The organism is Ruegeria sp. L11, from assembly GCF_056531755.1.
Genome location: NZ_JBQFMI010000002.1, coordinates 420,373 through 435,717 on the forward strand (window position 1 = coordinate 420,373; position 15,345 = coordinate 435,717).

Annotated in this window: 15 protein-coding genes; 8 read left to right on the forward strand and 7 right to left on the reverse strand. The window is 58.8% G+C overall.

The genetic code is table 11. From position 1 onward, the window contains the following. Position 1 precedes the first annotated feature (1 nt). A complete protein-coding gene (locus ACR0CE_RS06980) occupies positions 2 to 1,324 on the reverse strand; it encodes a 3-deoxy-D-manno-octulosonic acid transferase (protein WP_480831597.1) in 1,323 nt (440 codons plus the stop codon). 3 nt (positions 1,325 to 1,327) lie between these two features. After that, on the reverse strand, positions 1,328 to 2,335 hold the full coding sequence (gene moaA, locus ACR0CE_RS06985; RefSeq protein WP_480831598.1) for a GTP 3',8-cyclase MoaA: 1,008 nt from the start codon (positions 2,333 to 2,335) through the stop codon (positions 1,328 to 1,330). A gap of 90 nt (positions 2,336 to 2,425) precedes the next feature. On the opposite strand from moaA, the gene ACR0CE_RS06990 reads away from it, so the two are divergent. Further along, positions 2,426 to 2,857 (forward strand): hypothetical protein, encoded by a 432-nt coding sequence (locus tag ACR0CE_RS06990; RefSeq protein ID WP_480831600.1) that lies wholly within the window; start codon positions 2,426 to 2,428, stop codon positions 2,855 to 2,857. Here the strand turns inward: ACR0CE_RS06990 and ACR0CE_RS06995 are convergent. The 4 genes from ACR0CE_RS06995 to glmU are packed head-to-tail and all read right to left on the reverse strand — an operon-like array spanning position 2,845 to position 7,262. After that, on the reverse strand, positions 2,845 to 3,531 hold the full coding sequence (locus ACR0CE_RS06995; protein ID WP_480831602.1) for a DNA alkylation repair protein: 687 nt from the start codon (positions 3,529 to 3,531) through the stop codon (positions 2,845 to 2,847). The genes ACR0CE_RS06990 and ACR0CE_RS06995 overlap by 13 nt on opposite strands. 5 nt (positions 3,532 to 3,536) lie before the next feature. Further along, positions 3,537 to 4,079 carry a pyridoxamine 5'-phosphate oxidase family protein gene (locus tag ACR0CE_RS07000; protein ID WP_480831604.1) on the reverse strand — a complete coding sequence of 181 codons (543 nt, stop codon included), beginning with the start codon at positions 4,077 to 4,079 and terminating at the stop codon, positions 3,537 to 3,539. A 3-nt stretch (positions 4,080 to 4,082) separates the two neighbouring features. After that, a complete protein-coding gene (gene glmS / locus ACR0CE_RS07005) occupies positions 4,083 to 5,906 on the reverse strand; it encodes a glutamine--fructose-6-phosphate transaminase (isomerizing) (protein ID WP_480506295.1) in 1,824 nt (607 codons plus the stop codon). Positions 5,907 to 5,909: 3 nt separating this feature from the next. After that, a complete protein-coding gene (glmU, locus tag ACR0CE_RS07010; protein WP_480831606.1) occupies positions 5,910 to 7,262 on the reverse strand; it encodes a bifunctional UDP-N-acetylglucosamine diphosphorylase/glucosamine-1-phosphate N-acetyltransferase GlmU in 1,353 nt (450 codons plus the stop codon). Positions 7,263 to 7,396: 134 nt separating this feature from the next. Between glmU and ACR0CE_RS07015 the strand changes: the two genes are divergently transcribed. The 3 genes from ACR0CE_RS07015 to ACR0CE_RS07025 all read left to right on the forward strand — a co-directional run bounded on the left by ACR0CE_RS07015 (position 7,397) and on the right by ACR0CE_RS07025 (position 10,626). Further along, positions 7,397 to 8,068, forward strand: coding sequence for an HAD-IA family hydrolase (locus ACR0CE_RS07015; RefSeq protein WP_480486227.1), 672 nt, complete (start codon positions 7,397 to 7,399; stop codon positions 8,066 to 8,068). 39 nt (positions 8,069 to 8,107) lie between these two features. Continuing rightward, entirely contained in the window at positions 8,108 to 9,298 is a 1,191-nt protein-coding gene (locus ACR0CE_RS07020; RefSeq protein WP_480486225.1) for a DegT/DnrJ/EryC1/StrS family aminotransferase, read from the forward strand. A 164-nt stretch (positions 9,299 to 9,462) separates the two neighbouring features. Then, positions 9,463 to 10,626: an isovaleryl-CoA dehydrogenase gene (locus ACR0CE_RS07025; RefSeq protein WP_267362877.1), complete on the forward strand. Its 1,164-nt coding sequence runs from the start codon at positions 9,463 to 9,465 to the stop codon at positions 10,624 to 10,626. Positions 10,627 to 10,676: 50 nt separating this feature from the next. Here ACR0CE_RS07025 and ACR0CE_RS07030 read toward each other — a convergent pair whose 3' ends face one another. After that, on the reverse strand, positions 10,677 to 11,282 hold the full coding sequence (locus tag ACR0CE_RS07030) for an OmpW/AlkL family protein (protein WP_209504463.1): 606 nt from the start codon (positions 11,280 to 11,282) through the stop codon (positions 10,677 to 10,679). Positions 11,283 to 11,418: 136 nt separating this feature from the next. Between ACR0CE_RS07030 and ACR0CE_RS07035 the strand changes: the two genes are divergently transcribed. Genes ACR0CE_RS07035 through ACR0CE_RS07050 form a run of 4 tightly spaced genes read left to right on the forward strand, consistent with a single transcriptional unit; the run spans position 11,419 to position 15,344 of the window. Beyond that, positions 11,419 to 12,942 (forward strand): AMP-binding protein, encoded by a 1,524-nt coding sequence (locus ACR0CE_RS07035; RefSeq protein ID WP_480831608.1) that lies wholly within the window; start codon positions 11,419 to 11,421, stop codon positions 12,940 to 12,942. After that, a complete protein-coding gene (locus ACR0CE_RS07040; RefSeq protein ID WP_480481792.1) occupies positions 12,939 to 13,313 on the forward strand; it encodes a hypothetical protein in 375 nt (124 codons plus the stop codon). The genes ACR0CE_RS07035 and ACR0CE_RS07040 overlap by 4 nt, the downstream gene beginning before the upstream one ends. Further along, positions 13,310 to 14,917, forward strand: coding sequence for a carboxyl transferase domain-containing protein (locus ACR0CE_RS07045; RefSeq protein ID WP_480831610.1), 1,608 nt, complete (start codon positions 13,310 to 13,312; stop codon positions 14,915 to 14,917). Before ACR0CE_RS07040 ends, ACR0CE_RS07045 begins: the two co-directional genes overlap by 4 nt. Position 14,918: 1 nt before the next feature. Next, positions 14,919 to 15,344: an ASCH domain-containing protein gene (locus tag ACR0CE_RS07050; RefSeq protein WP_480831612.1), complete on the forward strand. Its 426-nt coding sequence runs from the start codon at positions 14,919 to 14,921 to the stop codon at positions 15,342 to 15,344. Position 15,345 lies beyond the last annotated feature (1 nt).

Here is a 15,345-nt window from a genome sequence, read left to right on the forward strand (position 1 = left end):
TCTAGCCAGATGAAGCGGGATCCTCTGCTTGCAGATCAAGCACCGTGCAGAGGGTTTCGACGACGGCATCCAAGGCGGTCGATTGCGTATTGACGCAGGATTGTGCAGCCCTTCGGGCCGCTTGAAGGGCATTCTGGTCCGACAACCAATGTGAAACGGCCTCAGAGAGGTCAGCGGATGTCTGGACCTCGACAGCGCCCTTGGCGTCGATCAGCGGGGCAAAGGTTTCTGCAAAGTTGAAATACCCCGGGCCGGTGATCACGGCGGCCCCGACCTGTGCCGGTTCAAATGGGTTGTGTCCGCCAATTTCTTTCAGTGACCCCCCAAGGAAAACGATCGGGCAAAGCGCGTACCAGGTTCCGGTTTCGCCCAGTGTGTCGGCAACATACACCTGCGTCGTATCTGTGATCGGTGCGTTTTTTGACCGGAAGGACGCCTTGAGCCCCGCGTTGTTCAGAAGATCTGCGACCTCACCGCGTCGTTCGGGGTGGCGTGGGATCAGTAGCAGCAGAAGGTCGGGCCAATGCTGCAACAATGCTTTGTGGGCTGCCAGAACGCTGTCTTCTTCTCCGGCATGGGTGGAACTGGCGATCCAGACCGGTCTGGCAGCTAATTGCGCGCGAATGTCGTCCAGCGTATTCTGGTCCACAGGCAAAGGGTCGGACATGGCCTTGAGGTTGGTACCCGGCTGCACGCGTTGGGCAGGGGCGCCCATGGCAATCAGGTTGGAAGCTGTTTTGTCGTTTTGCGTCAGGAACAGGCGAAATTTATTCAGGATAAACCTTGCTGTTTTAGGGCGCTTCTTCCATCCGGCGACAGATTTGTCCGACAATCGTGCATTCAGCAGAGCCAGCGGAATGTCGCGCGCCGCGCTTTCGACAATCAGCCGCGGCCAGATCTCGCTTTCGACGAAGATCCCGGCATCGGGTTGCCAATGGTCCAGAAAGCGTTGGACCGAGTTGGCTGTGTCAAGCGGCGGGTACTGGTGCCGGGTGCGGGGCGGCAAGCGCTTTTCGATCAGGGCCGCTGAGGTTGGCGTGCCTGAGGTGATCAGAAACTCGGATTTGGGAAGGCAGGTGCCCAGCCGATTGATCAGAGTGAGGACCGACAGGCTTTCGCCGACGCTGGCGGCGTGGAACCAGATCAACTGCCCTGCGGGGCGGGGCTGACTGGCATGGCCAAGACGCTCGTGCTGGCGGTTGGCTGCTACGCCCGCAGCCTCAAGTTTCTTTCGGACGGTTCTCCAGACCAGAGGTGCGGCCAGAGAGATCAGGGCGCAGTACAGGTAGTACAGCGCTGTGGGTCGGTCTTGGTGATCCGGCATGTATCAGCCGCCTGTATGGCTCATATGGCGGCTCATCCGGCCATCGACGGACTGGCGGGAATAGTCGAAGTCGTGACCTTTTGGTTTCAGGTTGATCGCCGCGCGGATGGCATCTTCAAGCGGCTGTTCTGTATCGGGGTGATTCCGCAATGCGCCGCGCAGATCCGCCATGTCCTCCTGCCCAAGACACAAATAAAGCTCGCCAGTACAGGTCAGGCGCACGCGGTTGCAGCTTTCGCAGAAATTGTGGGACAGGGGCGTGATGAAGCCGATCTTCTGACCGGTTTCTTCCAGCCTGATATAGCGGGCCGGGCCGCCAGTGCGTTCGGCCAGATCCGTGATTGTGTAATGGTTTTCGTACTCTTTGCGCACGTCCTTGAGCGACCAGTACTGGTCCAGGCGATCCTCGTTGCCGATATCGCCCATCGGCATGACCTCGATCCAGGTCAGGTCCATGTCGCGCTCGGCGCACCATTCAGTGATCTTGGGCAATTCGGGTTCGTTGAACCCCTTGAGCGCAACAGCGTTGATCTTGATCCGCAGCCCTGCCTTTTGCGCCGCGTCGATGCCGTTCAGTACCTGTTTGAGGCGGCCCCAGCGTGTGACTTTAGCAAATTTGTCGTCATCCAGAGTATCCAGGGATACATTCACACGGCGCACACCGGCGGCATAAAGATCTTCGGAAAAGCGATGCAATTGCGAACCGTTTGTCGTCAGCGTCAGCTCTTTCAACGCACCGCTGTCCAAGTGGCGAGTCATGGCGTTGAAGAAAGTCATGATATTGCGACGAACCAATGGCTCACCGCCGGTAATGCGCAATTTCTCGACGCCCATTCTTACAAAGGTCGAGCACATGCGATCCAGCTCTTCCAGCGTAAGAAGGTCTTTCTTGGGCAGAAAGGTCATGTTTTCGGACATGCAGTAGACGCAACGAAAATCACAGCGGTCCGTAACGGAGACGCGGAGATATGTGATGGCGCGGGCAAACGGGTCGATGAGCGGAGCAGACATGCGACATAGGTAAAGCTGTAACCTGCCTGCGACAAGTGCGAACTGCGCTTTGCACTGGATCACGCCAGCATGGGATTGTAGTTTCCGGGCATGAAAAAGACATTTGTATTTCTATGCGTTGTTTTGACCGGGTGCGACACTGTCCGGGCAACGACGGAACGTGTATTCGGGTCCGGGGGTGAGGCGGCTGAGGCCGTATCGGATGTCGAAACTGCGCCGGTTGTCGCTGAGGAGGTTCTTCAGCCCGAACCGGTTGCGGCACGCCCCAGTTGGGTCGGGGCCAAAACAACCATTGCCGGGCTTGGTGATCCGACCACGCCAGGACGCTGGATGCAGACGCCGCTGGTCGATAGCGAGGTAACGGCGCGGGTTGTTGTGCCCAGAACCGGCGCGCAGGCCTATATCACTCTGGTTCCTGCCGCAGGCCCGGAAAGTAGCGGCAGTCGCTTGTCGCTGGATGCCATGCGGGCCCTTCTGGTGCCATTGGACGAACTGGTCGAAGTCGCGGTTTATGCCGACTGACTTTTCAGGTATTTGGCTGCTTCGCGGCGGGCAAACGGCTTCATGGCACCACCATGTCTGTCCAAAAACGCGATCACGCGTTCGGGGTCGTGTTTGGACAGTTCCCGCAGCCACCAGGCGATTGATTTCTGAATAAACCAGTCGCGGTCAGGGACATATCCGGCGGCCCAGCCGAGGATACAGTCGCGACGTTGCAGGTCTTCGGGCTTGGGGTGGTTCTGTTTGGTCCAGGGCAGTGTTGCGACAAGGGCCGCGCGCCGGGTCCACATGTGATCGGACTGAGTCCACTGTTCGACGACAATCAGTCTCTCGGGGTCGGCCATCAGTCGTTTTTGCATCGCCATGCAGGCATGATCGGCGACGGCCCAGGCGTCAAAATCCGGTAGCCAGCTTTGAAGCAGGTCCCAAACCTGATCGTCGGGCCGGATGCGGGCCTGGGTCAGAACCTTGGCCGCGGCAAGGCGCGCTTCGTGGATATCGGTTTGCCACAGCGCCTTGGCCAGCGTAACGCGTTTGTTCACATCCAGCTCTTGCCGCCATGTTTTGGTCAGATCGTTGAGAACCGGATTGGCAACACCCAGATAGACGCGATCCGCCTTGTGATAACTGGCCATCTGACCCGCACGTTCGGGGTCGGCATGGGCTTTGATCTGATCAAGAAAAGGGGTCAGCATCGGGGTCAGACCGGAACACCTGTTGGTTCGCCGTCAATCGTCTGGCTGTTCTTTTCGGCCCAATAAGACCGGATGTCGCCGTCCGTTTTGCCATCGACCCATTTCTGCATCGTGTCGCGGTCGGACTGGAATGCCATGAACGGCACTGCATACCCGCAAGAGGTCTGAACCATTTCGATCGACTGGTCGTAGATCTGCCGGGCGCTGCGGTGGTTGGGGAAAAGATTGGCCAGTTCATCCCAGCCCTCATCTCCGACGTGCAGAGTGCGGGCAGTGCCATATGTGCGCAGGATCAGTGGGCGCGTGGTGAAGGAGCACCACATCAGTGTCATCCTGTTGACCTGCATCAGATGCCCCGCCGTCTCGTTGCCGCTGCCAGTCAGGTTCATCCAGACGATGCGGTTTGGCCCCAGCACCCGCAGCGAGTCCATACCTTTGGGCGAGATATTGACCTTTCCCTCGGTCCCGGCGGTGCCGACGAAGAACATATGCTGATCTTCGATGAACTTTTGATGCGCGTCATCAAGCCGGGGAAACTGTTTGGACATGGGTCACTCTACCGTCACTGATTTTGCCAGATTGCGCGGCTGGTCCACATCCGTCCCTTTGGCTACAGCCGTGTGATAGGCCAGCAACTGTGCGGGAACCGAATAAAGGATCGGCGCAAGACTGGTGTGAACATGCGGCATCCGGATTGTGCTCCAGACGCCGTCTCCGGCCTCGTCAATTCCATCATCATCAGACACAAGGATCACTTTGCCCTTGCGCGCCATCACTTCCTGCATGTTTGACACGGTCTTGTCGAACACCGTGTCACGGGGCGCCATGACGACAACAGGCATATGCTTGTCGATCAAGGCGATGGGGCCATGTTTCAACTCGCCCGATGCATAGCCTTCGGCGTGGATATAGCTGATTTCCTTGAGCTTCAGCGCCCCTTCCATTGCCAGCGGATACATCAGGCCTCGGCCCAGGAACAGAACGTCGCGCGCCTCGGACAGGCGTTGGGCTGCTTTGCGGATCGCCCGGTTCTGATCCAGTGCCGTGTTCAGCACGGTCGGCAATCCGCGCAGCGCAGCGGCATGATCGGCGATTTCCTCATCCGTCAGGGTGCCGCGATCTGTCGCCGCCTTGAGCGCGAGCATCAGCAAAACGCTTAGTTGACAGGTGAAGGCTTTGGTCGAAGCCACACCGATTTCAACGCCAGCATGGATCGGCAGGGCGATATCGCTTTCCCGAGCAATCGAACTTTCAGGGACATTGACGACAGAAACGATCTTGTCCGCCTTGCCCTCGCAATAGCGCAGCGCGGCCAGGGTGTCGGCGGTTTCTCCTGACTGGCTGACAAACAGCGCCAGTGTGCGACCCGTGATCGGAGGTTCGCGATAGCGAAACTCGCTGGCGATATCGACCTCAACCGGCATCTTGGCCAGTTGTTCGAACCAGTATTTCGCGGTCAGGCAGGCGTAAAACGCGGTGCCGCAGGCGACCATGGTCAGACGGTCCAGTTTGCTGAAATCCAGCTCGGCGTCGGGGAACACCACTCGATCACCGCCCGTGGGCAGGTAGGATCGGATGGCCTCGGCCACGACGATAGGCTGCTCAGCGATTTCCTTGGCCATGAAATGCTTGTGCTCGCCCTTGTCGGCGCGCGCATGATCCAGCTTGATCTTGCGCTTTTCCCGGTTGGCCAGTTCACCGGCTTCGTTGCGGATTTCCAGCGATGTTCGGGTCAGAACTGCGCGGTCGCCTTCCTCAAGATAAGTGATCTGGTTGGTTAGTGGCGCAAGGGCAATGGCGTCCGAGCCCACATACATTTCACCATCGCCGTGGCCGATGGCCAGGGGTGATCCTTTGCGGGCCGCTACAATCAGGTCATCCTCACCATCGAAAAGGAATGCAAGGGCGAAGGCACCTTCCAACTTGTCGATGGTCTTGAAAGCGGCCTCGACAGGGGACATGCCTGTGTTGAGGTGATGTTCCGTCATCAGCGCGACGGTTTCAGTGTCGGTTTCGGTCTTGAAGGCGACACCGTGTTTGGCCAGTTCCGCCCTCAGGTCGCGGTAGTTTTCGACAATTCCGTTGTGAACCACGGCCACCGGGCCCGCCTTGTGGGGATGCGCGTTGTTGACGGAAGGCGCACCATGTGTGGCCCATCGGGTGTGACCAATGCCGGATTTACCGGGCAGCGGATCATGCACCAACAGATCGCTGAGGTTGACCAGTTTGCCGACCGCACGCCGACGACCCAGGACACCGTCATTAACGGTTGCAATCCCGGCACTGTCATAGCCGCGATATTCCAGCCGTTTCAGGGCTTCTACCAGAATAGGGGCCGCTTCATGCTGGCCCAAGACACCTACAATTCCACACATATCTCAGGCCTCGTTATCGCGGCGAGCCTTCTTCGCCTTCAACATATCAAACAGTTTTCGCGCGTAGCCGGGTTTGTTTTCCTGCTTGGCGCGCGCCACGGCCAACGCCTCGGGTGCTACGTCTTTGGTCACCACGGTGCCTGTCGCTGTCATTGCGCCATCGCCCACCGTGACCGGGGCCACGAGCATGGTGTTGGAGCCGATAAAGACATTCGCACCTATGTTGGTCTTGTGCTTCATCACACCATCATAGTTGCAGGTGATTGTTCCCGCGCCGATATTTGTCGCAGCACCCACCGATGCGTCCCCGATATAGCTGAGGTGGTTGACCTTCGCGCCTTCGGCGATTTCGGCATTCTTGATTTCAACGAAATTGCCGACCCGCGTGTTTTCGGCCAATTCTGCGCCCGGACGCAGCCGCGCGTAGGGGCCGACGATGGCGCCGCGACTGACATGGCACCCTTCCAGATGGGAAAAGGCCCGGATGGTTGCACCGCTTTCGACGGTCACTCCGGGGCCGAAGACCACGTTGGGTTCGATTACTGTGTCACGCCCAATCACAGTGTCTGCGGACAAGTATACCGTATCCGGTGCCATCAATGTGACACCCATATCCAGCAGTTCTGCCCGCGCGCGCGCCTGAAACACCGCGTCGGCGGCGGCCAGATCAGCGCGTGAGTTCACGCCCAGCGTCTGGGCCTCGTCACAGGCGACGGCGGTTACGTTCAGACCGCGGTTGCGGGCGATCTCAACTACGTCTGTCAGGTAGTATTCACCTGAGGCATTGTTGTTTTCAACGGCGTCAATCAGCGAAAAAAGCAACTGGGCATTACAAGCTAAAAGGCCCGAGTTGCAAAATGTTATGGCGCGCTCTTCATCTGATGCGTCTTTGAATTCGACAATGCGTTCCAACGTGTCGCCATTCATGACCAACCGGCCATAGCGGGCCGGATCAGCCGCATCGAACCCAAGGATGACCAGGTCATTTCGGGATCGAGCCTCGACCATCCGTTCCAGCGTGTCGGGTTGTAAAAACGGGGTGTCGCCGTAAAGAACCACGATATCACCGTCGAACCCGTCCAGTGCTGTCCTGGCCTGACCGACCGCATGGGCCGTACCCAACTGTTCTTCCTGAACGGCTATCCGGGCATCTTCGTCTTCGTCCTGAGCAACCTTTGCTACAGCCTCGAACCCGTGGCCGGTAACGATCACCGTACGTTCGGGCGACAGGACAGACCCGGCGCGCATCGCGTGAACAAGCATCGGAGCCTGAGCGATGGGATGCAGGACTTTGGGAAGATCCGAATTCATCCTGGTGCCTTTTCCGGCGGCAAGGATGACAAGGGCAATGGTCATGAAATCGTTTTCTCTTTGTGTTTTGTTGCCGACCGTTTTATCCGCTGAGGGCAAAGGCGCAAGCTGTTCGGCCATCAAACAAGATTGCCGATTGAAACAGGACACGGCGAAAACCTGCCGAAACAGGAGGCAACATGCGGACCGTCATCTTCGATCTGGACGGCACATTGGCGGATACATCGGGCGATTTGCTGACAGCGGCGAACCATTGTTTTCGCGAAATGGGGTATGGTGATGTCCTGGTTCATGGGCAGGATGCAGGCATCGCGCTGCGTGGCGGTCGCATGATGTTAACCCAAGGGCTGAAACGCGTCGGAGCTTACGATGAGGACACCGTTCAGGCCTATTACCCGGTTCTGCTTGAGGCTTATGCGCAGGATATCGACACCCACACAAGTTTCTATCCGGGAGCGTTGCAGGCCGTCGAGATGCTGAGTAACGCGGGCTACGGTGTCGGCATTTGCACCAACAAGCCGGAACATCTGGCCGAATTGTTACTGACACGCATGGGAGTGCGGGATCGTTTTGCCTCGTTGGTCGGGGCGGATACGCTGCCAGTGCGCAAGCCGGACCCGGCCCCTCTGCGCGAGGCTGCGCGACGGGCCGGGGGGGATCCGGCTTGGTGCGTGCTGATCGGAGACTCGGATACCGACCGCAATACCGCCCGAGCGGCAGGGGTCCCATCGGTTTTGGTGACTTTCGGACCGTCAGGAGAGGACATGGCAGCGCTGGAGCCCGAAGCCCTGCTGCATCACTTTGACGACTTGCCTGATCTTGTGCCTGATCTGATCGGTGCGGCAGCCTGAAACCTTGACCGGAACCTGTCGGAGATCCAGAAAAAGACCATGACGGAAACATTCACTGGTAATTTCACACAGCAGGAACCCCTTCCAGACGACGCTATCGAGGCAGCGCTGGCTGTTCTGCGTCACGGGCGGCTGCATCGCTATAACGTGGTCCCCGGTGAGTTGGGGGAAACGGCCCTGCTAGAGCAGGAATTTGCTGCACAGATGGGGTCCAAGTATTGCCTGGCGGTTTCCTCTGGCGGGTATGCGCTTGCCACCGCGTTGCGGGCCGTCGGTGTGCAGCCGGGCGACCCGGTTCTGACCAACGCGTTCACTCTGGCCCCGGTGCCGGGATCAATTGCCTCGGTCGGGGCGCGTGCGATCTTTGTCGGCGTCTCCGAAAACCTGACCATCGATCTGGAGGATCTTGAGGGCAAACTGGATCAGGCCCGTGTCCTGATGCTCAGCCATATGCGCGGGCATCTGTGCGACATGGATCGTCTGATGCAGATGTGTGACGCGGCAGGCGTTATCGTGATCGAGGATTGCGCACACACGATGGGCGCGGCTTGGCGCGGTCAGTTGTCGGGACGGCAGGGCGCGGTCGGGTGTTATTCCTGCCAGACCTATAAGCACGTAAACTCGGGCGAGGGCGGTTTGCTGGTTACTGATGACGCGGAACTGGCGGCCAAGGCTACAATGCTGTCGGGCTCATACATGCTGTATGAACGCCATCTGGCGGCGCCGGGACCTGAAGTGTTCGAGCGGATAAAGTACACCACACCCAATGTGTCCGGTCGCATGGACAATTTGCGTGCCGCCATCCTGCGCCCTCAGTTGCGGGATCTGGACCGGCAGGTGAAACGGTGGAACGAGCGCTATCGCGAGATCGAGACCGGGCTGCGCGGCACTCCGGGCCTGACGATAGTCGAGCGACCCGAAGAGGAAACCTATGTCGGGTCTTCGATCCAGTTCCTGCTTTTGGATTGGTCGCCTGAGCGGATAGCGGACGTTATCAGCCGCTGCGCCGCGCGTGGGGTCGAGATCAAATGGTTTGGCGGGGCTGAGCCAACAGGGTTCACGTCGCGCTATGACAGCTGGAGATATTTCGAAAGCGAACGGATGCCGGAAAGTGACCGTGTTCTGGCAGGCATCATGGATATGCGTGTGCCGCTGACCTTTTCGCTGGAGGATTGCCGGGTTATCGCGCGCATCATCCGAGCCGAAGTGGGCGCAGTTTATCAATCCTAGCCGAACAGAGTGCGCTTTCAGCGCACGCTCGACCCTTGAGAGCGCCGCCCGGTCCGGGCGGCGTTTTGTGTTTTGGTCCAGGCTTTCACAAAGATTGACCGGAGACAGATTCGCTGTTAGAGATTTATTGAACACTTGTTCATTAATGCGGAGGGAGGACACAGATGTTCATGGCCACGATGAAGTTTGATCTGGGTGAGGATGTGAACGCCCTGCGCGAAATGGTACATCGGTGGGCGCAGGAGCGCGTCAAGCCGATGGCGGCTGAGATTGATGCCAAGAACAGCTTTCCGAATGAACTGTGGAAAGAAATGGGAGAGCTTGGGCTATTGGGTGTCACCGTGCCAGAAGAATACGGCGGTGCGGGCATGTCCTATTTGGCGCATACAATTGCCGTCGAAGAGGTCGCGCGCGCCTCGGCCTCGGTTTCGTTGTCTTATGGGGCGCATTCCAACCTGTGTGTGAACCAGATCAAGCTGAACGGTACGGAAGAGCAGAAACAGAAATACCTGCCGCGCCTGGTCTCGGGCGAACATGTAGGCGCGCTGGCAATGTCGGAACCTTCCGCAGGTTCGGACGTGGTGTCGATGAAGCTGCGGGCGGAAAAACGCAACGACCATTACCGCCTGAACGGCAACAAGTACTGGATCACAAACGGGCCGGACGCGGATACACTGGTGGTTTATGCCAAGACGGACCCCGATGCCGGATCGAAGGGTATTACCGCATTTCTGATCGAAAAAGAGATGAAGGGTTTTTCGACCTCACCCCATTTCGACAAGTTGGGGATGCGCGGGTCGAACACGGCTGAACTGATCTTTGAAGATGTTGAAGTGCCGTTCGAGAACGTACTGGGTGAAGAGGGCAAGGGCGTAGCCGTGCTCATGTCAGGTCTGGACTATGAGCGCGTGGTTCTGGCCGGGATCGGCACCGGCATCATGGCCGCCTGTCTGGATGAGGTGATGCCGTATCTGGCCGAGCGCAAGCAATTCGGCAAACCGATTGGCAGCTTCCAACTGATGCAGGGCAAGATTGCCGACATGTATACCGCGATGAACTCGGCCCGGGCCTATGTCTATGAGGTGGCTAAGGCCTGTGATCGTGGGGACGTCACCCGGCAGGATGCAGCGGCGTGCTGTCTTTACGCATCCGAACAGGCGATGGTTCAGGCGCATCAGGCGGTTCAGGCGCTGGGCGGGGCAGGGTTTCTGTCTGACGCACCGGTTAGCCGGATCTTCCGGGACGCCAAGCTGATGGAGATCGGCGCAGGCACCAGCGAGATTCGACGGATGCTGATCGGCCGGGAAATGATGAACGAAATGCGCTGAATGAAGACGCCCCGCAGACGAGGTTACAGCGGGGCGTTTCGATCAAAGGATCAGAAGCGATGAACGTAGGATATACCGACCAGCCAAGGGTCGATGTTCGCAGTGCCAATATCGGCTCCGTTCAGCGTGACGTCCGAGTCGATGTCGAACCAGCGTACATTCAGACGGACCGCACCTTTGTCGGTGATCATGTAGTCGAGACCGGCTTGCAGCGAAACGCCGAAGGAATCATCGACCTTGAGGTTGCCAAGGGCAGATTGCTCGTCAAAGAAGATGGTATAGTTCAGACCGGCACCGACATAGGGCTTCCAGGCGCTATTGGTCGGGAAGTGATAGTTCAGCGACAAGGTGGGCGGCAGATGCTTGACGCTGCCAGCGTCCACGCTTCCGCCCAAGGTGACGTTATGTTTGAACGGGGTCGCGGCCAGCAGCTCGATCCCCAGGTTGTCCTGGATGAAATACTCGGCGGTGAAGATCGGGCGCGTATCCGAGTCGATATCGGCGCTCAGGCCGGCCAGTGTTCCGTTGTTGGATTTCGGGTCCAGGTACCCCACACCGATTCCGAGCGTCCAATCCCCCTGAGACTGGGCAAACGCAGGAGCAGCCAGAGCCACCAACGCGGTGGAAAGGGTCAATGCGGCGAGTTTCTTGGTCATTGTATTGCCTTTGGTTCTGTTGATGACCTTGGTGTTGCAGCGATTGGAACTGCCCACTCTGATCTGCATCAAGTTTATGTGAAGGAGTTGGGTGCAGTTGAACCGCGAAGCGCAGGAAATATAGGGAAAATTCGCCGTGCTAACCGCTGAGCGCATACCGGGTTTGCGCCCGGATGGAGGCTGGGATCTGCCGGACAGGCTGAACATGGCGCAGCAGTGCCTGCGGCATGCGGGGGACCAGGTCGCGCTGATCGATTTGACCGGACCTGACCCGCAGCACATCAGCTTTGCGCAGCTGTCGCAAATGACAGACGGAATAGCCCGCGCATTATTGCGCCATGTGCAACCCGGTGATCGCGTCGGAGTGTTGCTGAGCCAGTCGCCATGGTGCGCGGCGGCCCATCTGGCGATCTGGAAGATCGGGGCTGTGTCGGTCCCTTTGTTCAAACTGTTCAAGCAGGACGCGCTGCGGTCGCGGGTCAGTGACGCTGGTGCCCGGATTGTACTGACCGACGCCGAAGGGGCTGATCTGTTGGGTGATCTGGCCACGCCCTTGATTGCATCGGTGATTGGCGAAGATGGCCCCGCTGTAACATTCGCCACGACCGGCCCTGACGATCCGGCTGTGTTGATCTATACCTCGGGCACAACCGGCAGCCCGAAGGGCGCGCTGCATGGACACCGGGTCCTGACCGGTCATTTGCCAGGCGTTTCGATCAGCCATAATCACTTGCGCGAAGGCGACTGTCTTTGGACCCCGGCGGATTGGGCGTGGATCGGCGGGTTGTTCGACGTGCTGATGCCGGGTCTTGCGCTGGGCATTCCTGTTGTCGCGGCACGGCTTGAGAAATTCACCCCCAAGGCCTGCGCTGACATCATCGCGCGTGGCGGGGTGCGGAACGTCTTTTTCCCACCAACGGCGCTGCGAATGCTCAAGGCAGCAGATCAGGTGATCCCCGGTCTGCGCTCGGTCGCGTCCGGGGGTGAACCGCTGGGTGCCGAAATGCTGGCATGGGGACAGAAGGCCTTTGGTCTGACGATCAACGAGTTTTACGGCCAGACCGAGTGCAACATGGTCGTATCCTCCTGCGCCGAAGATTTCCCTGTGCGCCCCGGCTGTATCGGCCAACCGGTGCCGGGGCATGAGGTTGCGGTGATTGATGAGGACGGAAACCCGACCGGGGACGAGGGCGACGTCGCCATCCGGCACGGCTCGGCCTCGATGCTGCTGGAATACTGGAACCGCCCCGAAGCGACCGCAGACAAGTTTCGCGGCGACTGGCTGATCACCGGCGACCGCGGCGTGTGGGAGGGCGACTATCTGCGATTTGTCGGTCGGGACGATGACGTGATTACCTCCGCCGGGTATCGCATTGGCCCAGCTGAGATCGAGGATTGCCTGCTGACCCACCCGGCGGTGGCGACGGTAGGCGTGGTCGGAAAACCTGACCAGCTGCGGACCGAGATCGTCAAGGCTTATGTAGTGTTGAAGACGGGTGCTGAGGCCACGGAGCGCGAGTTGCAGGACTGGGTCAAAGACCGTCTGGCGCATTATTCGTATCCGCGCGAGGTGGCGTTTCTGGAGGAGCTGCCGATGACGGTGACGGGGAAGGTGATCCGAAAGGAACTGAAGGCGCGGGCGGCGGGGGAATTGAAATGAATAAGATTCTGCGGCGTCTGTCAGGGTTAAAGTGCCCTAAATGTGGGGTGCCGCAGCCCTTGAGTGTTTTGAACACTATGGTTGGCAGTGAGGAGTACGTGCCAGCTGTAAGGTGTGGTAACTGCGAAGCTTGGCTGCGCGTTAAGTCCAAGAATGGGGTTTTTCATTTCTTACTATTGCTTTTTCTGATGACGCTGCCTTTGCCATTCTTGGCACTGGATGAGATTAGTATCAATTTGAACAACCCTGAAGGGCTGTTCAATTGGCCCCTCTCGTCTTCTGCAAAGAGCGTAATCTTCTACATAATTTACTTCGCAGTGGTGGTCTTGCCCATAAGTAATCGGGCATTGAAGGTGGATATCTACAAATGAAACTCACATCCAAAGCCATGCCCGGCTCCGAGGGCTTCAAGACAAACCGCACCGCTCATCTCGATGCGCTGGCGCAAATCTCTGCTGCTGCCGAAGCAGCCCGCATGGGCGGGGGCGAGAAATCCCGCGCGCGGCATGAATCCCGAGGCAAGATGTTGCCGCGCAGGCGGGTGGCGAACCTGCTTGATCCGGGGTCTCCGTTCCTTGAAATCGGGGCGACGGCGGCGCATGGGATGTATGGCGATGCAGCACCCTGTGCCGGGGTGATCGCGGGCATTGGTCGGGTCCAGGGGCGTGAGGTCATGGTGGTGTGTAACGATGCCACCGTGAAGGGCGGCACCTATTATCCGATGACCGTCAAGAAGCACCTGCGCGCGCAGGAGATTGCCGAGGAAAACCATCTGCCCTGCATCTATCTGGTCGACAGCGGCGGCGCGAACCTGCCCAATCAGGATGAGGTGTTCCCAGACCGCGACCACTTTGGGCGTATTTTCTACAATCAGGCGCGGATGAGCGCGAAGGGTATCCCTCAGATCGCCGTTGTCATGGGATCATGCACGGCGGGTGGGGCTTATGTTCCTGCGATGTCCGATGTGACGATCATCGTAAAGGAACAGGGCACGATCTTTCTGGCCGGGCCGCCGCTGGTCAAGGCTGCGACGGGTGAGGTTGTCAGCGCCGAGGATCTGGGTGGCGGCGATGTGCACACACGCCTGTCGGGTGTGGCGGATTATCTGGCCGAAGATGATGCACATGCGCTGGCATTGGCGCGGCGGGCTGTCGGGTCATTGGGGGGTGCCGGGCTGAAGCCCGGCCTACGGTTCGAAGCACCCGAGGAGCCTGCTTATGATCCGGATGAAATTCTGGGTGTCGTTCCTGCCGACTTGCGCACGCCCTATGACATCCGTGAAGTGATCGCACGGCTGGTCGATGGCTCTCGGTTTGATGAGTTCAAACCCCGCTTTGGCGAGACACTGGTAACCGGCTTTGCCCATGTCAAAGGGTGTCCCGTCGGGATCATTGCCAACAATGGGGTGTTGTTCTCGGAGGCCGCGCAAAAGGGCGCGCATTTCGTTGAGCTGTGTTCGCAGCGCAAAACGCCCCTGGTCTTCTTGCAGAACATCACCGGCTTCATGGTCGGCCGCAAATACGAGAACGAGGGGATCGCCCGCCACGGCGCCAAGATGGTGACGGCAGTTGCAACGACGAGCGTTCCCAAGATCACGATGCTGGTGGGCGGCTCGTTCGGGGCCGGGAACTATGGCATGGCTGGACGCGCCTATCAGCCGCGGTTCCTGTGGACATGGCCGAATTCGCGGATTTCGGTGATGGGGGGCGAGCAGGCAGCTGGTGTTCTGGCCACCGTCAGGCGCGATGGGATCGAACGACAGGGCGGCACCTGGTCGGCCGAGGAAGAGGCCGAGTTCAAACGTCCGACGTTGGAGATGTTCGAAGAGCAATCGCACCCGCTTTATGCCTCGGCCCGTCTCTGGGATGACGGTATCATCGACCCGCGCAAAAGTCGCGATGTGCTCGCCTTGTCTCTGAGCGCCGCACTGAACGCCCCGATAGAGGAGACACGTTTCGGCGTGTTCAGGATGTAAGATGAACATTTCATTGAATGACGTCATGGCACGCTATCCGGGTGCCCAGACTTTCAAGTTTGGTGACAATGCCCGGCTGAGTGCTGAGCTGCTGGCTCTGGTACGATCAGGGCGGAAAACGGCAACCTGCGGTGCGTTGCGCGACTATCCCGAAGGTAGCCCTGACACTCCTGTGGTCGGTCGGAGAGATATTGCGCTGGAATGGGACGACCGTCCGGCCTTGGTGATCGAAACGGTCGAGGTCTCGACCTGCCGATACTGCGACGTAACCGAGGATTTCGCGTTGGCAGAGGGCGAAAATGAAACGCTTGAGGGATGGAGAGAGGGGCATCGCCAGTATTTCGAACGCAATGGCGGATTTGATCCGGAGATGGAGCTGCTATGCGAGCGATTTCGACTTGTCGAAGATCTGGCGGTTGAGGGGTAAG